Genomic DNA, 20,034 nt, shown 5'->3' on the forward strand with positions numbered 1-20,034 from the left:
GTCGACGATGACGATCGCGGGCAGCCCCGCCGACCAGGCCGCGCAGGACGGCGGGTTCCGCAGTGCGGAGGGGGCGCGCAAGGTTCCGCTCCGGCATCCGTGGTGGTGGGTCGGAGGGGCCCTGCTCATCCTGGTCATCGGGATGTTCGTGCAGCTCCTCGTCACCAACAAGAACATGGACTGGTCGACGGTCCTGACGTTCCTGTTCGACGGCGAGATCCTCAAGGGGCTGCTCAGGACCCTGGAGCTGACCGTCCTCGCCATGGTGATCGGCCTGGCCCTCGGCATCCTGCTGGCGGTGATGCGGCTGTCGGCCAACCCCCTGTTCCGGGCCGTCAGCTGGCTGTGGCTGTGGTTCTTCCGCGGCGTGCCGCCCCTGGTGCAGATGGTCTTCTGGTTCAACCTGGCGACGTTGCTCCCGAAGCTCAAGCTCGGCATCCCGTACGGGCCCGTGCTGGCGTCCTGGGACACCAACACCGTGATCTCGGCGTTCACGGCGGCCATCCTCGGCCTGTCCCTCACCGAGAGCGCGTACGCCGCGGAGATGATCCGCGCCGGCATCCAGGCGGTGTCGAAGGGGCAGACCGAGGCGGCGCTGTCGATCGGGATGTCACGGTTCCAGGTGATGCGGCGGGTCGTGCTGCCGCAGGCGCTGCGCATCGTCGTGCCGCCGATCGGCAACGACCTCATCTCGATGCTGAAGTTCACCTCGCTGGTGAGCGTCCTCGCCACTCCGGACCTGCTCTACAGCGCACAGATGATCTACTCCCGCAACTACAAGACCATCCCGCTCCTGCTCGTGGCCACCATCTGGTACCTCGTGCTGACCACGCTGCTCACCGTGGCCCAGCAGCAGGTCGAGAAGCGGCTGAAGACGACGCACCACCGGTCCGGCGCGATGAAGAACGTCAAGCGGCTGCGGTTCCTCCCCTCGTTCGGAAAGGCGTGAGCCGGTCATGGTCCCTCTCCTGCGAATCGAGAAGGTCAACAAGGCGTTCGGCGCGAACCACGTCCTGCGGGACGTGTCGCTGGACGTCCACGCCGGTCAGGTGCAGTGCGTCATCGGCCCGTCCGGTTCCGGCAAGAGCACACTGCTGCGCTGCGTCAACCGGCTGGAGGTCCCCGACAGCGGGCACGTCTATCTCGACGGGCAGCCGATGGGCTTCCGCTGGAAGGGCGACGCCCTCCGCGAGATGACCTCGTCCCAGCTCGCGGCGCAGCGCCGCCAGATGGGCATGGTCTTCCAGGGCTTCCACCTGTTCCCGCACCGCCGGGTCATCGAGAACGTCATCGAGGGCCCGGTCGTGGTGAGCGGCGTTGACCGGGCGACCGCGCGCGAACGGGCGATGGAGCTGCTGTCCAAGGTGGGCCTGGCCGACAAGGCCGACGCGTACCCCGACTCGCTGTCGGGCGGGCAGCAGCAGCGCGTCGCGATCGCCCGCTCCCTGGCCATGCGGCCGAAGCTCATGCTCTTCGACGAGCCCACCTCGGCGCTCGACCCCGAACTCGTCGGTGACGTCCTCGCCGTCATGCGGGACCTGGCCGACGAGGGGATGACGATGGTCGTGGTCACCCACGAGATGGGCTTCGCGCGCGACGTCGCCGACCACGTGGTCTTCATGGACGGCGGATGCGTCGTGGAGGCCGGCCCGCCGGGGCACATCTTCGGCGCGCCCGAGCACGAGCGCACCCGCTCGTTCCTGGCCCGGGTGCTCTGAGGTGGCGACCCTGATCCTGTCGGACGCGCAGATCCGGGCCGCCGTCGGCGCCGCCGACGTGGTGGACTCCCAGGATCGCGCCTTCCTCCTGGCCGCCGAGCGCGGGCGCGTACGGTCGGCGCAGACGCACTACACGACGTTCGCGCCGGACGGCATGGCGTTCGTGCACAGCGCCGCCGCCGACGGGGAGACCGGCGTCGTCTTCAAGACCGGCACCCAGCATCCCCGCAACGCGGACCACGGCCTGCCGACCGTCCACGCGACCGTGACCGTGCACGATCCCGACTCCGGCCGGACCGTCGGCGTGCTGAACGGCGCGACGATCACCGCGCTGCGCACCGCGGGCGGTCTGGTCTCGGCGGCGCGGGCCCTGTCCCCCGGCCGGCCGCACACCGTCGGCGTGCTGGGCGCCGGCGCGCAGGCCACCGAGTTCGCCCTCCTGGCGCACGCGCTGCTGCCGGTCGACCGCTTCCTCATGTGGAGCCCCCGGCTGCACGCCCTCGGCCGGGCGCACCTCGACGCGCGCCTGTCGGACCTGCCGGTCGAGGTCGCGGCCTCACCACGGGACCTGTGCGAGCGCAGCCGTACGATCGCCGCCTGCACCCTCAGCCGTACGCCGGTGGTCGAGGGAGCCTGGCTCAGTGCGGGTACGACCGTACTGACGATGGGCTCGTACGCCCCCGACCGGTGCGAGATCGACGTCGCCTGCTCCGCGAAGGCCGCCCTGACCTTCACCGACCTGCCCGAGCAGGCGCTACGGTCGACCGGGCCGGTGCTGGAGGCCGTACGGGCGGGGGTGCTCGAGGAGGAGGCGGTGCGTCCGCTCGCCGAGGTGCTGCGCGGTGATCATCCAGAACACGCCGGCGAAGCGGAAACTGTAGTGTTCCACAGCAACGGCCTGGGTGTTCAGGACGCCGTGCTGGCGTGGCGGGCGTACACCGCCGCCCGCGCGAACGGCATCGGCACCCGGGTCGACCTGTGAACACGCCGCCTCCGTACGACACAGAAGGAACTCAACGTGGCGACTGAACCCGGATCCCGGGAACGCCCCAAGCGGTCGCGGCCCAACATCAACGACGTCGCGAAGCGCGCCGGCGTCTCACGGGCTACCGCCTCCCGCGTGCTCGGCGGATACGGTTACTCCAGCCAGGAGGTCATCGAGCGGGTGAACCAGGCGGTCCGCGAGCTCGGCTACGAGCCGGACCGCATCGCCCGCACGATGCGCAGCGGAAAGTCCGACGTCATCGGCTTCGTCTGCGCCGACATCTCCGACGCGTTCTTCTCCGCCGCCATGCGCGGCATCTGCGACGTCGCGCTGCGCGAGGGCTCCCAGGTCATCGTGATGAACACCGACGACCGGGCGAGCCAGGAACGGCAGGCCACCAAGGTCCTGCTGTCGCACAAGGTCGACGGCATCATCATCACCCCGATCGCGGTGCGCGAACACGGCCACATCGACGCCGTCACCCGCGCCGGGGTCCCCGTCGTCTCCCTCGACCGCCAGCTCAGCGACAGCGGCATCGACAGCGTCGTCGCCGACAACGAGGCCGCGACCGCCGCCGCGATCGGCCACCTCATCGGCCTCGGCCACCGCCGCATCGCCCTCCTCTGCTCCGTCCAGCCCGAGGAGCCCCCCGCGCTGCGCATCGGCAAGGTACGCGCGAGCGTCGCCGGCCCGTCCCGGCCCTCCCACGACCGGGTGCGCGGCTACCTGCGGGCCCTGTCCGCGGCGGGCATCCACCCCGACCGCGACCTCATCGCCCTCGTCCCGCACGACGAGCCGAAACGCCGCATGCACGCGGTGCAGACGATGCTCGAGCTCGAGGACCCGCCGACCGCGCTGTTCACGGCCGACAGCTACATGACCAAGAGCGCGTTCTCACTGCTCTCCGAGCGGGGCATCGCGATCCCCGGCGACATCTCGCTGCTCGGCTTCGACGACCTGGAGTGGACCACCCTGGTCCGCCCCCGGATCTCCGTCGTCGTGCAGCCGTCGTACGAGATGGGCCGCGCCGCCGCCGAGCAGCTGTTCGCCCAGATCGCCCGGAACGGCGCCCCGGGCACCGACGCCCGCGGCCGCCGCACCGTCGTCCCGGCCCGCTTCCTGGAACGCGACAGCGTCGCGGCAGCCCCCTGACCTCGGCTCCGATCCGCCTCATTCGTTCTCTCTTCCGACGTACGCTGAACCCCGATGCGCACACGGCCGCACGCGGCGTCGGCGACACCAGCGAGGCTCGGAGAACCTTCGTGAGTTGACTCCCTCCCGAGCAGTACATCCGGACGCTCCCGAACGCCACGATGTATGCGGCTTTGTACTTCACCGATGTCGACGGCAACCCTTTCGCGCTGCGGTCGGCGCGGTCCGTGGAAGCGTGGCAGTTCCCCGGCGGCAACGTCGAGCATGGTGACGTCACGCCCTTCGACACGGCGATACGCGAGTGCCAGGAGGAGATCTGCCTCGAATTCCAGGGCATTCCGCGCCTTCTCCTGACGCATTTCCTCGCGCCCCGGCCCGGATGGCCATGCGCCAAAGTCGGGTTGTGCGGCTTTCCTGTGCGAGCCCGGCCGCGGGACCTGAGTCGATACCTGATCCCTGGCGGATGGTGACGGTAGAGCGCAGCGATCGCCAGTGATTCGCGGGGGACGGGCAGAGCACCGCGAGCTCGCCATCGGACGGTCCATCGGCGACCCAGGATTCGCGGCGTCTTCCACCCCGCCGGGGCACTGCGCGACCTGAGAGGGCGCCCCCACGTCCGGCCCGCCGTGTTGCGGCGGGCCGGACATTCGGTCAGACGGTGAACTCGACGCCCTGGGCCAACGGCAGGTCGCCGGAATAGTTGATGGTGTTCCTGGCGCGCCCAGCGTCCGAGCCGGACTCGCGGCCGCCACACCGTCGTCCCGGCCCGCTGACGCCCGGTCCTTCTGTCGGGGCGGACTGCGAGACTCGGCTCATGCATGATCGCGCGTGGATCGTCGGCGGAGAGCTCCGCGACCGGCGTTTCGACCTGCCCGACGGAGTGTCCGCCGTGATCTTCGACCGGGCACGGATGGTGGACGTGAGCTTCTCCGCCATGGAGTTCACCGACTTCATGGTCCACGGCAGTGAATTCGAGCGATGCGACTTCTCCGGCACCGCCTTCGACCGATTGTCGATGGGCGCCACCTGCGTACGCGGGCCGTGGGATCGATCGAGCTGGCCGCAGTCGGTCTTCCGGGCCTGCGTGTTCCGGCGTACACGCTTCGCGAGGAAGGTCTTCTTCGGCAACGTCCGGTTCGAAGGTTGCGTGTTCGACCGTTCCCGTCTCAGGGACCAGGTGTTCACCTCCAGCGCCGAGTTCGTCGACTGCGCCTTCCTCGGCCCGGTGAAGAACATCAACTTCTGGGGCCGTCCGGCCCAGCATCAGGCCGCGCTGGGCAGGAGCCACAACGACTTCGCCGGTAACGACTTCACCGGCGCCGAGCTCGACTACATCGCCTTCCACGACATCGACCTGCGGGCTCAGCGTTGGCCCGGCCCGCCCGACTACGCGCTCGTCGACCGGATCAGCGAGCGGGTGGCGGCGGTGCTGCCGTTGGTGGAGCGCTGGCCGGACGCGCAGTACCGGGAGGAGGCACGCTCGAGCCTGAAGTGGCTCGTTCTCACAGCGCGGGGTCGGACCGGCGACCAGGCGCTGGTGAGCCCGAACGACATGGGCCGCAAGCTGCCGGCGCCGCTTCGCAGGGAGCTGTTCGAGGCGCTCAGACGCACATCCAGCGATACATCCCCTGTCTGAGTCACATGGCCTCGCGGCCAGGTTCCGCAGGTCCGTGATGCGTTCGAGTTCGAACGCATCGAGCAGTAGTCGACGAGAACACCCATGGCGCGCGACCCTTATCCGCGCTCTAAGGCAGCCGCCTCCTGCGCGCGGGGGCGTCGCCGTCGCCGTGGTCACGGTGCCGCCGTTGTGGTCTCCTTGCCGTCGACGCTGACGAATCAATGACCGGTTCGCCGGGCCTGTGACGTCAACACCGGCGTCACAGTGGCCGACCGACCCGGCTCAGGGACTTCGCGCGTCGCGCAGGGCGGCCTTGCACCCCCCTTCGTACGACGCGCCCGGCCGGGCTGCGCTGTCCGACGGCTCGCGGGACCGGCCCGACGTCCGGCCCGCCAGGCCTGGGCGGGCCGGGCACTCGGTCAGACGGTGAATTCGACGCCCTGGGCCAAGGGGAGTTCGCCGGAGTAGTTGATGGTGTTCGTGGCGCGGCGCATGTAGCCGCGCCAGGCGTCGGAGCCGGACTCGCGGCCGCCGCCGGTCTCCTTCTCGCCGCCGAACGCGCCGCCGATCTCGGCGCCGGAGGTACCGATGTTGACGTTGACGATGCCGCAGTCGGAGCCCTCCGGTGAGACGAACAGCTCCGCCTCGGCCTGGTCGCGGGTGAAGATGCTGGACGACAGGCCCTGGGGCACCGCGTTGTTGAGCGCGATCGCCTCCTCCAGGCTCTCGTACGGCATGACGTACAGGATCGGGGCGAACGTCTCCCGCGTGACGATCTCGGTCTGCTCCGGCATCCGGACCAGCGCCGGCTCGGCGTAGTACGCGCCCGGGGCCTGGTCCTCGAACCTGCGCCCGCCGCCGGCCACGACCGTGCCGCCCTGGGCGACGGCCGCGTCCAGCGCGCCGCGCATCGCCTCGTACGCGCGCTCGCCGATGAGCGGTCCGACCAGGGTGCCGGCCGTGAGCGGGTTGCCGATCGGGAGGCGGCCGTACGCGTCGGCGAGGCGGCCGACGAGCTCACCGACGACGTCGGTATGGGCGATGACGCGGCGCATGGTCGTGCAGCGCTGGCCCGCCGTACCGGCGGCGGAGAACACGATGCCGCGCACGGTGAGGTCCAGGTCGGCCGAGGGGCACACGATGGCGGCGTTGTTGCCGCCGAGTTCGAGCAGGGAGCGCCCGAAGCGCTCCGCGACGCGCGGGCCGACCGCGCGGCCCATGCGGGTCGAGCCGGTGGCGCTGACCAGGGCGATCCCCGGGTGGTCGACCAGGGCCTCGCCGACCTCGGGGCCGCCGATGAGGACCTGGCTCAGGTTCTCGGGGGCGCCCTCCTCAGCCGCGGCGCGGTCCAGGATCGCCGCGCACGCCAGGGCGGTGAGCGGGGCGAGTTCGGACGGCTTCCAGACGACCGGGTCGCCGCAGACGAGGGCGATCGCGGTGTTCCAGGACCAGACCGCCGCCGGGAAGTTGAACGCGCTGATCACTCCGACGACGCCCAGTGGGTGCCAGGTCTCCATGAGCCGGTGGCCCGGCCGCTCGGAGCTGATCGTGCGCCCGTACAGCTGGCGGGACAGGCCGAGCGCGTAGTCGCAGATGTCGATCATCTCCTGGACCTCGCCGAGCGCCTCGGAGGTGATCTTCCCGACCTCCAGGGTGATCAGTGTGGCGAGGTCCTCCTTGTGCTCGGTGAGCAGCCGGCCGAACCGCTTGACCAGCGCGCCCCGGACGGGCGCGGGGACCCGGCGCCATGCGAGGAACGCCTCCCGGGCCCGGGCGACGGCGTCGTCGACGGCGCCGGCGTCGGCGTCGACCCACCGGACGGCGGCCAGGCGCTCGCCGTTGATCGGCGAGGTGGTCGCGACTCCGGTGCCGAGCGCGTCCACGTCCACACCGCAGCGCTTCGCGGTCTCTCGCGCCAGCGCGGCCAGCTCGTCGGTGCCGGGCAGCGTGGTCACCATCAGGGTTCTCCCTCGGGTAGTCGGTTGTCTCAGACGATATTCAGCTCGGGGCGTGCCCCGGCCAGGGCGAAACGCCGGGCGTCGAGGCCGCTGACGTCGGCGAACGGCGTACGGCCGAGGTACAGGTCGCGGACGACCTCCCCGACGGCCGGGCTCATCAGGAAGCCGTGGCCGGAGAAGCCGGTGGCGTAGATGAACCGGTCGACGCCCTCCGCGGTCCCGATCAGCGCGTTGTGGTCGGGCGTCACCTCGTACAGGCCCGCCCATCCGGTGCCGAAGCCGACGTCCAGCAGGGCGGGCGCGCGGTGGGCCATGGCCTCCCCCAGGCGGGGCAGCCAGGCGTCGGAGCGGTCCAGCTTGAAACCGGGCGTCTCCTCGGGGTCGGACATTCCGATCAGCAGGCCGCGCCCTTCTCGATGGAAGTAGAAGGAGGTGGCGAAGTCGATGGTGAACGCCGTCGGCGGCAGGTCGGGGATCGGCTCGGTGACCAGGATCTGCCGGCGCAGCGGGGTCACCGGCAGGTCGACGCCGACCCATTCGCCGACCTCCCGCGACCAGGCGCCGGCCGCGCAGATCACGGTGTCGGTCTCGATGCGGCCGCCCTCGGTCTGCACCGCGACGATGCGGCCGCCGGCCGTCTCGATGCCGGTCGCCGCGCAGTTCGGGAGCAGCGTCGCGCCGTGCCGGCGGGCCGCGCCGGCGTAGCCGAGGACCACGGACTCGGGCGTACAGTGGCCGTCGGTGGGCGAGTACGCCGCGGCGAGCAGCCCATCGGTGTCGATCAGCGGGGACAGCTCCGCGGCCTCGCGCGGCGTGATGATCCGGCTGGGGACGCCGAAATCGTTCTGGACCGCGACGTTCCGCTCGAACTCCGCGACGGCCTCGGGCGTGTCGAGCAAGAAGAGGTACCCGGGCTTGTGCAGGTCGATCTCCTGCCCGAACCGCTCGGTGAAGGTCTCGAACGTCTGCAGGCTGCGGATGGCGAGCTCGATGTTGACGCGGTCGGAGAACTGCGCGCGCACTCCCCCGGCGGCCTTGGAGGTCGAGCCGGAGCCCAGCGGCCCCTTGTCGATCAGGACCACGTCGGTCACGCCCGCCGCGGCCAGCTCGTACGCTGCGGCGACGCCCATGCAACCGCCACCGATGACGACCGCGGACGCGCGGGCGGGCAGCTCACGACTCATCGAACAGGCTCCTTTCAGACGTGCTCGGGCACGCGGCGGCGCAGGACCATGGCCTCGCGGACGCGGCTCTGGGCCAGCGCGTACGCCGCCTCGTGGGGGGTGATCTCCGCGCGGCGGGACTCGCGCAGCACGGCCACCGCGTTGGCGCGCAGCTTGGTGGAGATCATGGAGAAGACGTCACCGGGCTCCACCTGGAACGGCGAGTACCGGGCGTCCATCGAGTGGGCGGCGGCGACGATGCCGCCGGCGTTGGCGATGAAGTCGGGCACCACCGCGACACCCCGCTTGTGCAGGATCGCGCGGGCGTCGGGGGTCGCCGGGAGGTTCGCGCCCTCGACGACCAGCCTGGCGGTGGTCGATCCGGCGACGTCGACGTCGATGACGTCCTCGCGGGCGGCGGGCACGAGGATGTCGGTCTCCACCGTCAGGGCGCGCTCGGGCGGCGCCGGCGATCCGTACTCGCGGACGCAGTCGTCGCCGAGCTCCGCGCTGAGCGCCAGGAGCCGGTCCACGTCGAGGCCGTCGGGGTCGTGCGCGCAGCCCGTCACCGTGGACGCGGCCACCACGACGGCGCCGAGCTCGGCCAGCCTGCGGACGGCGGCCCGGCCCACCGCGCCGAGTCCCTGAATGGCGACGCGGGCACCGCGCAGCTCGAGGCCGAGCTCGGCGGCGGCCGCGTCGGCCGCCTCGGCGACGCCGTACCCGGTGACGCCGAGCTGGTCGTACGGGAAGCCGCCGAGCGCGCCGGGCAGGCCGACGGCCGCCCCGCGGTCGCCGAGCTCGTCGAGGAGGACGGCGGCGTCGTTCTCGGTCAGGCCCATGTCGAGGCCGAACACGTACTCCTTCGGCACCTCGTTCGCCAGCGCGCGGGCGAACGCCCGCAGGATCTCCTCCTTGTTCGGCGCCGCCGGGTCGGCGACGATGCCGGCCTTGGCGCCGCCGTGGAACAGGTCGACGGCGGCCCACTTCCAGGTCATCGTGCGCGCGAGCCGCGCGATCTGCCCGACGGTCACGCCGGTGCTCATCCGGGTGCCGCCCTTGCCCATCCCGCGGGCGGTGTTGTCCAGCACGAGGACCCCCCGCATCCCGGTTCTGCGGTCGGACACGCAGACGACCTTCTCGGGTCCCCACTCGTCCATGAGTGCGAAGACGTCATCGCTCACGACAGCGCTGCCCACCTCTCGGTTCGCTCGGTGCGTCCAGCATCGGGGACCGGGCGATACCGGAGGAAGCGGCCGAGCCCCGCCATCTCTGGGCATGGCCGAAGAACTTCTTATGCTGCTTACGCTGCGGCGACGACGCCGGGAATGTCGTCCGCGAGCCGGGCCGCGGCCTGACGCAGGGTCTGTACCGCGCCGGTCACCGCCGGGTTCACGGCCGCCGGGCGGTGCGCGGCGAGGACGTGCCTGCGGGCCGCCACCCCGTCGAGCCGGGTCGCGACCACGCCCTCGCCGGGCAGGTGCGCGAGCGCCGGGACGAGCGCGACGCCGAGACCGGACCGCACGAAGCCGTGGATGACCCCGTAGTCGTTGCTGCGGTAGTCCAGCTGCGGTTCGAAGCCCGCCTCGGCGCACAGCCGGCGCAGGCAGGACGCCCCGGCGGTGCCCTCCCGAGGGGCCACCCAGGTCTCGTGGCCGAGGTCGCCGGGCGCGACCGCCCCGGCGATGGCGAGCGGGTGGCGTTCAGGCAGTAGGAGCAGCAGGTCCTCCGCCAGCAGCGGGGTCTCCTCCAGGTCGCCCGGCCAGGCCCGCGGCACCAGGTCGTACCGGTAGACGAGGGCCAGGTCGAGCTCCCCGGCGCGTACGAGCGGGATGAGCTCGTCGGGCTCGCCCTCGTCGAGGAGGATCTCCACCGACGGGTACGCCCGTGCGTAGGAGGCCAGGCCGATCGGCAGGAGCCGCTGGCTGGCCGTGGGGAAGCTGCCGAGCCGGAGCCGGCCGATCCGCCCCTCCGCCATGCCGCGCGCGTCCTCTTCGAGCGCGTCCAGCGCGGACAGCGCGTCGGCGGCCCGCCGTACGAGGTAGAGCGCCGCCGGAGTGGGCCTGATCGCGTGGGCGCCGCGCTCGAACAGCGGCATCCGTACCGCCCGCTCCAACGCCGCGACCTGCTGGGATACCGCCGAGGCGGTGTAGCCGAGCCGCCTCGCCGCGTCGGCGAACGACCCGGCGTCCACGACGGCGGTCAGTGTCCTCAGGTGGACCGGGTTGAGCATTCGGCGTTACGGGTCGAGCCGCTCGGCGAGGAGCTGGGCCAGGTGGACGCCCTGACGGGGCGACAGGTCGGCGATCTGCGTGCGGCAGGAGAAGCCGTCGGCGAGGACGACGGTCTCCTCGTCGGCCTCGCGCAGCGCGGGCAGCAGCTGGTGCTCGGCGATGGCGACGGACACGTCGTAGTGCCCCTTCTCCACGCCGAAGTTGCCCGCCAGGCCGCAGCAGCCGCCCAGCCGCTGGACGTCCGCACCGGCCTTCTTGAGCATCTCGGCGTCCTTGCCCCAGCCCATGACGGCGTGGTGGTGGCAGTGCGGCTGGGCGACCACCGTCGTGCCCTCGAACGAGGGCGGCCGCCAGTCCGGGGTCTCGGCCAGCAGCTCGGCCAGTGTGCGGGTCCGCTCCGCCACCGGCGCCGCGACCTCCTCGTCCAGCAGCTCCAGCGCGTCGGAGCGCAGTACGGCGGTGCAGGACGGCTCCATGCCCACGATCGGCACGCCCGCCTCGGCGGCCTCGGCCAGCTCGGCGACCGTACGGCCGAGGATCTTCTTGGCCGCGTCGAGCTGGCCGGTGGAGATCCAGGTCAGCGCGCAGCACTGACGGCGCTCGCTGATCTGTGGCCGATACCCCGCGGCCTCCAGCACGGCCACCGTCGCCCGGCCGACCTCGGGCGTGAAGTGGTCGGTGAAGGTGTCGACGAACAGCATGACCGGCCGGCCCTCCGCCGGGCGCTCGTCGCGGGTCCGCTCGAACCATTCGCGGAACGTCCGCGGCGCGAACTCCGGCAGGTTCCGCCGCCGGTCGACTCCGGCGATCGCCAGCGCCGCCCGCCGCAGCCCCGGCACCCGCAGGGTCGCGTTGACGAGGCGCGGCATGCGACCGGCCAGCCGCGCCCACAGGGGCAGCCGGCCCAGCGAGTAGTGCGCGGCGGGGCGCAGCCGCCCCCGGTAGCTCTGGTGGAGCACCTCGGACTTGTACGCGGCCATGTCGATCCCGGTCGGGCAGTCCGAGGCGCAGCCCTTGCAGGAGAGGCACAGGTCGAGGGCCTCGTGAACCTCGGGCGAGCGCCATCCGCCGGAGACGAGGGAGCCGTTGACCATCTCCTGCAGGACGCGGGCCCGCCCACGGGTCGAGTCCTTCTCCTCACGGGTCGCCAGGTAGGACGGGCACATGACGCCGCCGGACCCGGTGTTGTCGGCGCGGCACTTGCCCACGCCGGTGCACCGATGCACGGACTGGTTGAAGTCGCCGCCGTCGTGGCGGTACGCCAGCGCGAGGCTCTTGCGCACCGGCCGGGCGGCCGGGACCCGCAGGTCGGCGTCGACCGGGCGGGGCCGCACCAGCACGCCGGGGTTGAGCACGTCATTCGGATCGAAGATGCCCTTGACCTGCTCGAACAGGCCGATCGCCGACTCGGAGTACATCCTTGGCAGCAGCTCGCTGCGGGCCCGGCCGTCGCCGTGCTCGCCGGACAGCGAGCCGCCGTAGCCGGCGACCAGCGTGGCCGCGGACTCCAGGAAGCCGCGGAACCGCTTCGTCCCGTCGGCGCGGTCCAGCGGCCAGTCGATCCGGATGTGCAGGCAGCCGTCGCCGAAGTGCCCGTACGGCAGGCCGGTCACGTCGAACTCGCCCAGCAGCGCCTCGAAGTCGCGCAGGTAGCGGCCGAGCATCGCCGGGGGCACCGCGGCGTCCTCCCAGCCGCCGTGGGCGGGCAGCCCGGCGGGACTGCGGCCGGCCAGTCCCGCGCCGTCCTCGCGGATGCGCCACAGCGGCGCCGCCTGCGCCGGGTCGGCGACGATCAGCGCGTCCTCGCAGCCGGCGGCGACCCGCCGGGCCCGGTCGAGGACCTCGGTCTCGTCGTCCCCGGCGACCTCGACGAACAGCCACGCGGCCCCGCTCGGCAGCGGCGGCACCGCGTCCGGGCCCTTCCGCCTGCGCACCACGTCGACGATGCGCGCGTCGATGCCCTCGCAGGCGGTGGGCAGGTGCTCCAGCAGGGCGGGCGCGGCGTCCCCGGCCGCGGCGATGTCCTCGTAACCGAGCACGATCAGGACCCGGTGCGCCGGGTCGGTGACCAGGTTCACCGTCGCCTCGGTCAGCACGGCGAGGGTGCCCTCGCTGCCGACCAGCAGGCGGACGACGTCGAACCGGCGCTCCGGCAGCAGATGCTCCAGCGCGTATCCGGACACCTGCCGCCCGAACCGGGCGAACTCCGTCCTGATCGTGGCGAGGTTCGCGGCGGCGAGCTCGTGCAGCGCGGTCACCTCGGCGGGGCCGCCGGGCGCCGGCGCGCCGAGCGGGGAGGTCAGGTCCAGCGCGGTGCCGTTGCCGGTGACGGCCTTGAGGCCGGCGACGTTGTCGCTGGTACGGCCGTAGCCGAGCGTTCGTGACCCGCACGCGTTGTTCCCGATCATGCCGCCGATCGTGCAGCGGGTGTGCGTGGACGGGTCGGGGCCGAACCTCAGCCCGTGCGGGGCCGCCGCCCGCTGCAGCTCGGCCTGGACGACGCCGGGCTGGACCACCGCGGTCCGGGTCTCGGGATCGACCTTCAGGACCTTCCGCATGTGTCGGCTGAAGTCGAGGACGAGCCCGGGGCCGACCGCGTTCCCGGCGACCGACGTACCGGCGCCGCGCGCGGTGAGCGGGATCTCATGGCGCGCGCACAGCTCGACCGCGGCGGCCACGTCCTCGGCGGAACGGGGGCGCGCCACGAGGAGGGGCGGCACCCGGTACAGGGAGGCGTCGGAGGAGAACAACGACCGCGACATCGAGTCGGTCAGCAGGTCGGTGACACCGCGTCGGCGCAGGTCGTTGGCGAGGTCGGCAACCCGGTCCATAAGTAGCATGTTACATGCGACCTCTGGCGCTCCGCCCACATTCTCCGTACCCTTCCGTGACACAAGCGACGATCCGGCGGCAAGGGAGAGGGGCAGATGGTCGACTCGACCGCACTCCGGGCGGCTTTCGCCCGACGGCTGTCAGCGATGTACGGCACGGAGGTGCCCGCGTACAACACGCTGGTCGACGTCGCGCAAGAGGTCAACCGCGAGGTGCTGGAGCGGATGGGCGCCGACGCGGAACGGCTCGGCTCCATCGACCGCGTGACCGCCGAGCGGCACGGCGCGATCCGCGTGGGCACGCCCGCCGAGATGGCGCAGGTCGCCCGGATCTTCGGCGCGATGGGCATGTACCCCGTGGGCTACTACGACCTGCGCGAGGCCGCGAGCAGCTCGGTGCCGGTCGTCTCGACGGCGTTCCGTCCCGTCGACGAGGCCGAACTGGCCGCGAACCCCTTCCGCGTGTTCACCTCGATGCTGGTGACGGGCGACCGGCGGTTCTTCGACGAGGACCTGGAGCGCAGGCTCGGCGAGTTCCTCGGAGCGCGCCGGCTCTTCCCGCCGCGGCTGCTGGAGCTGGCCGACCGGGCCGAGGCCGAGGGCGGCCTGGACGACCGGGAGGCCGAGGAGTTCCTCGCCCTCGCGACGCAGGCGTTCGAGCTGTCCCGCGAGCCGGTCTCCCGCAGCTGGTACACCGAACTGGAGCGGGTCTCCTCCGTCGCCGCCGACATCGGCGGGGTGCCGAGCACGCACGTCAACCACCTGACGCCGCGCGTCCTCGACATCGACGCCCTCTACACGCGGATGAGCGAGCGCGGCATCACGATGATCGACGCGATCCAGGGGCCACCCCGTTGGAACGGTCCCGACCTGCTGCTGCGCCAGACCTCCTTCCGCGCGCTGGCCGAGCCCCGGGTGTTCCGGGAGGACGACGGCCGCGTCGTGGAGGACGACCTGCGCGTACGGTTCGGCGAGGTCGAGGCGCGGGGCATCGCCGTGACGCCGGCGGGACGCGCGCTGTACGACGAGCTGTCCGCGGCACTGGACGCCGCGCTCGCGGGGCAGCGCGTGACCGCCGAGGAGCGCAACGCCGTCGCGGCGAAGCTGTGGGAGGGCCGCGTGCCGTCCACCGAGGCCGAGCTCGTGACCGGCGACCTCGCCTACTTCACCTTCCATACCACGGGCCACGTGACGGGCGCGCGGCCCGGCTCCGCTCCCCCGGCCGACCTCGCCGCCCTTCTGGCGGAGGGCTGGGTCACGGCGCGGCCGATCGTGTACGAGGACTTCCTGCCCCGCTCGGCCGCCGGCATCTTCCAGTCGAACCTGACCTCCGACGGGTCCAAGGACGCGACGCGGGCGGGCGCGGACTTCGGCGCGGACGCGCTGGCCGGAGTGCTCGGCCGGCCGCTGCACGATCCGTACGAGCTGTACGCCTCGATCCGGGCGGCCTCGCTGGCCCGGGTCCGCGACGAGCTCGGCCTCGACCGCGAGATCGCCCTGCCCGCGACCTCTTAGCCCTCGGCGACGATGGACGCCCACAGGGCGTCCACGTCGACCGGCTCGCCCTGGGCCCGCGCGGCCTGCCGGGCCAGGATCAGGCCGGTGTTGGTCAGGTGCGCCCGCATCGCCCGTACGGCACCCTCGGCGTCCGCGGCGGCGACGGCCGCCACGATCGGCTCGTGCTCCTCGTGCACCTGGCGGAGCGTACGGGACCGGTCGTCGGTGGACGTGCCAAGGATCCGCATGGTGTCGCGCAGGCCGCCGACGATCGTCCGCGCCCGGCCGTTGCCCGCCGCGACGAGGATCTGGTCGTGCAGGGCCTGGTCCAGGTGGAAGAACAGCGTCTCGTCACCGGCCTCGACCGCCGCCGCCATCTCCGCCATGGTCGTCCGCAGGGCCTCGCCCAGGTCGGCGGAGTCCCCACCGGCCACCCGTCGCACGGCGGGCAGCTCCAGCGCCAGCCGTACGCCGAAGATCTCGACGATCTCCCTCGGATGCGGCAGCACGACACGGAAGCCCCGGTTGCGCTCGACCTGCACCAGGCCCGCGTCCGCGAGCCGCAGCAGCGCCTCGCGGACCGGGCTGCGGGACACGTTGAGCTGCTCGGCCACCTGGTACACCGAGTAGAGCCGGCCCGGCACCATCACGCCCGTGTGCACCGCCCGCCGCACCTCGGAGATCACCTGCTCGGCCAGCGACCGCGACGGGTGCGTCAACGGCTGCAGCTTCAGCTCGGTGTTCTCGCGGGTGGGCGGCATGGTGGCATGCTACCCAGCCCCGCCTCAGTCGTTGATGAGGTCGAACTCCTCCCAGGGGCCGATCGGGGCCCGGTTCGCGATCAGGGGCGCGGCACCGGCGTTCTCCGCGGTCACGTACTGGCGGTTCGCCTGCGTCCGCAGGGTGATCGCGCAGGTCGCCGGCGCGGACACGTCGACCCGGCCGATGAGGCGGATGTCACGGGAGGACCATTGGCCGTGCATTGCCAACGGCTCGTAGAGCGGAAGCCCAGCCGCTGCGGAGATTTCTTTCCTGCTCACCGCCTACGGCGACGTCTTCATCGCCGGATCACTCGTCTGGGGCATGGCGTTCGACGGCTTCCGCCCGGACCGATGGGACGTCAGCTCAGGTTCGGCCGGTCCGGCGCCATGCCTCATGCGCGGCATCGGCGGAGGCCGCCGACGGTCGAGGTTGCTCGTCGGTTGCTCGGATGCCATTAACGGACCGGCCTACGGCGGCACACGAGCACGGAGCCACCGCCGACACCGGCGACGACAGCATCCTGACGTGGCCACACTGATGCGATGTCAAGAGCTTGCCGCATGCGGCCATTGATCTGGTCAGCGGCCTCGAAGGGTGATCGACTAGCCGCCGCTCAGTCAACCCCCTCGAACCCCAGCGTGACTCTCCCAGCACGCGGGTCCGGAAAGGCGGCAGTCGATGCGGCGACGACTCCTGCGACTCCTCGCGCTCGGTACAGCGGCCGGTGCAACGCTCGCAGCGGCCCCCACGGCGTCAGCGAACCCCGCCCCAGATCACGTATCCCATCCGATCGCGGTGTCGGGCAAGAGCCCGACACCGGGGACAACCGCAGGCCAGGGGCCCGCGAGCAGCGTCAACTACCCCGGCGCCGAGGTCGAACCCTGGATCGCGGTCAACCCTCAGGATCACGGCAACATCATCGGCTTCTACCAGCAGGACCGTTGGAACAACGGCGGTGCCCACACCCTCACCTTCAGCGTCACCCATGACCACGGCAGACACTGGAAACAGGTCGTCCTGCCCGGGGTTTCCAAGGCCGCGGGCGGCCCCTACGACCGGGTGTCCGACCCGGGTGTGAGCTTCGCGCCCAACGGCGACGCGTACGCGATCTCGCTGCCGATCAGCTGGGCTCCCGACAACTCCGACACCACCACCAGCGCGATCGGGGTGTCGAAGTCGACCGACGGCGGTGACACCTGGAGCAAGCCGATCTTCATCCAGCAGGACACCGACGGCAACTACTTCAACGACAAGGAACTGATCACGGCAGACCCGACCAGTTCCAAGCGCGTCTACGCGGTCTGGGACCGCAGCAACCCCCAGGGCGGACAGCCGATCTTCTTCTCCCGGACCACCGACGGCGGCCGCACCTGGGAGAAGCCGCACGCCATCTATGACCCGACCGCCGACGGCACGTGGACCATCGCCAACCAGATCGTCGTCCAGCCCGACGGCACCCTCGTCGACATGTTCTTCGAGGGATCAGGGGACAGCGATGAGGGTCCCGACGGCATCGCGGCCGGGTCCCATGACCCCGATGCCCGGCGGGCACGGCTGTCCCGGCTCGCCGAGACCGAGCCGTCGCGGATCCGGGTGATCCGCTCCACCGACCACGGAAAGACCTGGTCGAAGCCCAGCACGGTCGCCGACGTCGACCCATCGGAGATCGTCGACCCAGACCAGCACCAGCCGCTGCGCACCGGCGACGTCGTCCCCGACATCGCCGTCGATCACAAGACCGGCAGGCTCTACGTCGCCTGGCAGGACGCCTCCGTCACCGAGAGCGGGTCGGCCATCCTGTTGTCCTCCTCGGCCAACGGCCGTACTTGGACCGAGCCGATCAAGGTCAGCAAGACCCCGGACTCGGCCGCTCAGGGCAACGGCCAGGCGTTCACCCCGGTGGTCGACGTGGCCGACGACGGAACCGTCGGAGTGACCTACTACGACTTCCGGCGCAACACTCCCGCGCCCGGCGCCCTCACCGACTTCTGGATCGTGACCAGTCCCCGCCGCGCCGCCGGCGACCCGCGAGCCTGGCACGAACAGCACGTCGGTGGATCCTTCGACGTCACGCTGGCGGCGGTCGCACGCGGATACTTCCTCGGCGACTACACCGGCCTCGACCACGCGGGCGGCACCTTCACGGCCCTGTTCACCCAGACCCATCCGATCCCCGACAACCAGCAAGACGAATACTTCGCCACAATCCATCCGTAACAGCACTCGACGGGCGAAAGGGGCCGGGCTATCTCGCCCGGCCCCTTTCACTCTCACGCCCTCACACCCCGCGTCCTGATCGCCATCGCCCGCAACCCCGACGTGCGGCTCGGTAACCTCGCCCCCGAATTGGGCATCACGCAGCGCACCACCCACGCCATCATCACGACCTGGAGACCGGCGGCCACCTCACCGCACCCGTCTCGGCCGCCGCAACCACTACACCCTCACTCAACCCCCCACCCACGACGGGCTCGCCGAAGCCTTCGGCACCCTCTTCGCCCCCCACGGGAGACACGGGGCAATAGATCGCCCGCCGCAGGGTAAAGCCGTACCGCGCTCCGGGGGCAAAGACCGTGACCGCCGATGAGCTGTTGACCATCACCGACCGGCCCCAGGCCGGCGGGATCGTCATGCACCTGGCCGGCGAGCTGGACTACGCGACCGTCGAACTGTTCTGGCACCACCTGCAGGCGCTCCTCGCCTCTGGGCACCGGCGCGTCGCACTCCGACGGATTTGGTTCCATTGTTCCGCGGGCCTGTCTAACGCGGCCGGCCTAGTGGTTGCCGCTCAAGCCCCATTCCTCGCTCGTGCCGAGCCGTCCGGTTCTCACTGGCACGACCGGGGCGAGGGCGGTGTTCAGTCACGGCCGTGCCGTGCCGTGGCGTGCGCGGGCGCACCGGCCAGCAGTCCTGCGATGAGCGCTCCGATGACGGCGACGGTTCTGAGCAGAGGTCTTCTCATCGCGGACTCCGATCGGCCGCTGTTCTTATTTTTCGGCGACTTATCACTTCTTTTCCCTGTTCTGTCAAGTGATGCCGAGTTCGAGTGCTCTTGACAGGTCATGTGATCGGCGTCACTCTGCCTGAGAGCGCTCTCAGCGTCGAGAGCCCCTGCTCTCCCCCTCCGCCCGCCCCGCCAGGCGACACGCCTCCCACCGGCCGAGGAGCCTCGATGTTCCGCGCTCGCCCCAGACGCGTCCTCCACTCGCCACGCTCACTGTTCGTCGTGCTCGTCGCCCTCATCGGGCTCATCGCCGCCTCGACGGCCGTGGCACCGCCCGGCCGCGCGGCGGCGGTCCTGCTCTCCCAGGGCAGGCCGACCACCGCCTCCTCGACCGAGAACGCCGGCACGCCCGCGTCGGCCGCCACCGACGGCGACACCGGCACCCGCTGGTCCTCGGCGTTCAGCGACCCCCAGTGGCTGCGCGTCGACCTCGGCTCCAGTGCCGCCATCAGCCAGGTCGTCCTGACGTGGGAGACCGCGTACGCGAGCGCCTTCCAGATCCAGACCTCCGCCGACGGGAACACCTGGACCACCGTCTACTCGACGACGACCGGCACCGGCGGCACCCAGACGCTGAACGTCTCCGGGACCGGCCGCTACGTGCGCATGTACGGCACCGCCCGCGCGACTCAGTACGGCTACTCGCTGTGGGAGTTCCAGGTCTACGGGTCGGGAGGCTCGGCGTCGTGCGGCACCGCCGACTCCGCCGCGCACAAGCCGACCACGGCCTCCTCTACCGAGAACGCCGGGACCCCCGCGTCGGCCGCCACCGACGACGACACCGGCACCCGCTGGTCCTCGGCGTTCAGCGACCCCCAGTGGCTCCAGGTGGACCTCGGGTCGTCGCAGCAGGTCTGCGGGGCGCAGCTGACCTGGGAGGCCGCGTACGCGACGGCGTTCCAGATCCAGGTCTCCGGGGACGGGACGAACTGGACGACGATCTACTCGACCACCACGGGCACCGGCGGCACCCAGACGCTGAACATCTCCGGGACCGGCCGCTACGTGCGGATGTACGGCACCGCCCGCGCGACCGCGTACGGCTACTCGCTCTGGGAGTTCGCCGTGTTCACCATCGGCGGCGGTGACGGAGGAGGCGGCGGCAACGGCTC

At 71.6% G+C, this 20,034-nt stretch carries 17 protein-coding genes; 10 read left to right on the top strand and 7 right to left on the bottom strand.

What is annotated here, in order from left to right:
* Positions 1-7 precede the first annotated feature (7 nt).
* From NE234_RS39610 to NE234_RS39640, 6 genes are all read left to right on the top strand, one after another.
* Complete coding sequence (locus NE234_RS39610) at positions 8-949, top strand: amino acid ABC transporter permease (protein ID WP_252786208.1); 942 nt, start codon at positions 8-10, stop codon at positions 947-949.
* Between the two features lie 7 nt (positions 950-956).
* Positions 957-1,718, top strand: coding sequence for an amino acid ABC transporter ATP-binding protein (locus tag NE234_RS39615; protein ID WP_252786209.1), 762 nt, complete (start codon positions 957-959; stop codon positions 1,716-1,718).
* 1 nt (position 1,719) lies between these two features.
* Positions 1,720-2,700 carry an ornithine cyclodeaminase family protein gene (locus NE234_RS39620; RefSeq protein ID WP_252786210.1) on the top strand — a complete coding sequence of 327 codons (981 nt, stop codon included), beginning with the start codon at positions 1,720-1,722 and terminating at the stop codon, positions 2,698-2,700.
* Positions 2,701-2,736: 36 nt separating this feature from the next.
* Complete coding sequence (locus NE234_RS39625) at positions 2,737-3,855, top strand: LacI family DNA-binding transcriptional regulator (RefSeq protein ID WP_252786211.1); 1,119 nt, start codon at positions 2,737-2,739, stop codon at positions 3,853-3,855.
* Between the two features lie 173 nt (positions 3,856-4,028).
* Complete coding sequence (locus tag NE234_RS39630; RefSeq protein ID WP_252786212.1) at positions 4,029-4,325, top strand: NUDIX domain-containing protein; 297 nt, start codon at positions 4,029-4,031, stop codon at positions 4,323-4,325.
* Positions 4,326-4,669: 344 nt separating this feature from the next.
* Entirely contained in the window at positions 4,670-5,491 is an 822-nt protein-coding gene (locus NE234_RS39640; protein WP_252786213.1) for a pentapeptide repeat-containing protein, read from the top strand.
* Positions 5,492-5,892: 401 nt separating this feature from the next.
* On the opposite strand, the gene amaB is transcribed toward NE234_RS39640, so the two are convergent.
* The 5 genes from amaB to NE234_RS39665 form a co-directional block, all read right to left on the bottom strand.
* The gene (gene amaB, locus NE234_RS39645) at positions 5,893-7,431 is read right to left on the bottom strand and encodes an L-piperidine-6-carboxylate dehydrogenase (RefSeq protein ID WP_252786214.1); all 1,539 of its coding nucleotides are present in this window, start codon (positions 7,429-7,431) and stop codon (positions 5,893-5,895) included.
* Between the two features lie 29 nt (positions 7,432-7,460).
* Positions 7,461-8,615 (bottom strand): NAD(P)/FAD-dependent oxidoreductase, encoded by a 1,155-nt coding sequence (locus NE234_RS39650; protein ID WP_252786215.1) that lies wholly within the window; start codon positions 8,613-8,615, stop codon positions 7,461-7,463.
* Between the two features lie 14 nt (positions 8,616-8,629).
* Positions 8,630-9,778 (bottom strand): Glu/Leu/Phe/Val family dehydrogenase, encoded by a 1,149-nt coding sequence (locus NE234_RS39655; RefSeq protein ID WP_252786216.1) that lies wholly within the window; start codon positions 9,776-9,778, stop codon positions 8,630-8,632.
* A gap of 119 nt (positions 9,779-9,897) precedes the next feature.
* Positions 9,898-10,827 carry a LysR family transcriptional regulator gene (locus NE234_RS39660; protein ID WP_252786217.1) on the bottom strand — a complete coding sequence of 310 codons (930 nt, stop codon included), beginning with the start codon at positions 10,825-10,827 and terminating at the stop codon, positions 9,898-9,900.
* A gap of 6 nt (positions 10,828-10,833) precedes the next feature.
* Positions 10,834-13,659 (bottom strand): FAD-binding and (Fe-S)-binding domain-containing protein, encoded by a 2,826-nt coding sequence (locus NE234_RS39665; RefSeq protein WP_252786218.1) that lies wholly within the window; start codon positions 13,657-13,659, stop codon positions 10,834-10,836.
* A 96-nt stretch (positions 13,660-13,755) separates the two neighbouring features.
* Between NE234_RS39665 and hglS the strand changes: the two genes are divergently transcribed.
* On the top strand, positions 13,756-15,174 hold the full coding sequence (gene hglS / locus NE234_RS39670) for a 2-oxoadipate dioxygenase/decarboxylase (RefSeq protein ID WP_252786219.1): 1,419 nt from the start codon (positions 13,756-13,758) through the stop codon (positions 15,172-15,174).
* Here the strand turns inward: hglS and NE234_RS39675 are convergent.
* Positions 15,171-15,917: a GntR family transcriptional regulator gene (locus tag NE234_RS39675; protein WP_252786220.1), complete on the bottom strand. Its 747-nt coding sequence runs from the start codon at positions 15,915-15,917 to the stop codon at positions 15,171-15,173. The two genes, hglS and NE234_RS39675, sit on opposite strands and share 4 nt — an antisense overlap.
* A gap of 24 nt (positions 15,918-15,941) precedes the next feature.
* Positions 15,942-16,139, bottom strand: coding sequence for a fascin domain-containing protein (locus NE234_RS39680; protein WP_252786221.1), 198 nt, complete (start codon positions 16,137-16,139; stop codon positions 15,942-15,944).
* A gap of 49 nt (positions 16,140-16,188) precedes the next feature.
* On the opposite strand from NE234_RS39680, the gene NE234_RS46190 reads away from it, so the two are divergent.
* From NE234_RS46190 to NE234_RS39695, 3 genes are all read left to right on the top strand, one after another.
* The gene (locus NE234_RS46190; protein ID WP_406567131.1) at positions 16,189-16,491 is read left to right on the top strand and encodes a YnfA family protein; all 303 of its coding nucleotides are present in this window, start codon (positions 16,189-16,191) and stop codon (positions 16,489-16,491) included.
* Positions 16,492-16,713: 222 nt separating this feature from the next.
* Positions 16,714-18,135 (top strand): sialidase family protein, encoded by a 1,422-nt coding sequence (locus NE234_RS45675; RefSeq protein WP_252786222.1) that lies wholly within the window; start codon positions 16,714-16,716, stop codon positions 18,133-18,135.
* A 955-nt stretch (positions 18,136-19,090) separates the two neighbouring features.
* Positions 19,091-20,034: discoidin domain-containing protein (locus NE234_RS39695; RefSeq protein ID WP_252786223.1), on the top strand; the 944-nt coding region annotated here is incomplete at its 3' end.

It is taken from the genome of Actinoallomurus rhizosphaericola (genome assembly GCF_024055675.1).
Classification (GTDB): Bacteria; Actinomycetota; Actinomycetes; order Streptosporangiales; family Streptosporangiaceae; genus Actinoallomurus; species Actinoallomurus soli.

Coding starts and splice junctions, on each gene's coding strand:
- NE234_RS39610 (WP_252786208.1), top strand. CDS start 8: ATGACGATCGCGGGCAGCCCCGCCGACCAGGCCGCGCAGGACGGCGGG.
- NE234_RS39615 (WP_252786209.1), top strand. CDS start 957: ATGGTCCCTCTCCTGCGAATCGAGAAGGTCAACAAGGCGTTCGGCGCG.
- NE234_RS39640 (WP_252786213.1), top strand. CDS start 4,670: ATGCATGATCGCGCGTGGATCGTCGGCGGAGAGCTCCGCGACCGGCGT.
- amaB (WP_252786214.1), bottom strand. CDS start 7,431: ATGGTGACCACGCTGCCCGGCACCGACGAGCTGGCCGCGCTGGCGCGA.
- NE234_RS39650 (WP_252786215.1), bottom strand. CDS start 8,615: ATGAGTCGTGAGCTGCCCGCCCGCGCGTCCGCGGTCGTCATCGGTGGC.
- NE234_RS39660 (WP_252786217.1), bottom strand. CDS start 10,827: ATGCTCAACCCGGTCCACCTGAGGACACTGACCGCCGTCGTGGACGCC.
- NE234_RS39665 (WP_252786218.1), bottom strand. CDS start 13,659: ATGGACCGGGTTGCCGACCTCGCCAACGACCTGCGCCGACGCGGTGTC.
- hglS (WP_252786219.1), top strand. CDS start 13,756: ATGGTCGACTCGACCGCACTCCGGGCGGCTTTCGCCCGACGGCTGTCA.
- NE234_RS39675 (WP_252786220.1), bottom strand. CDS start 15,917: ATGCCGCCCACCCGCGAGAACACCGAGCTGAAGCTGCAGCCGTTGACG.
- NE234_RS39680 (WP_252786221.1), bottom strand. CDS start 16,139: ATGCACGGCCAATGGTCCTCCCGTGACATCCGCCTCATCGGCCGGGTC.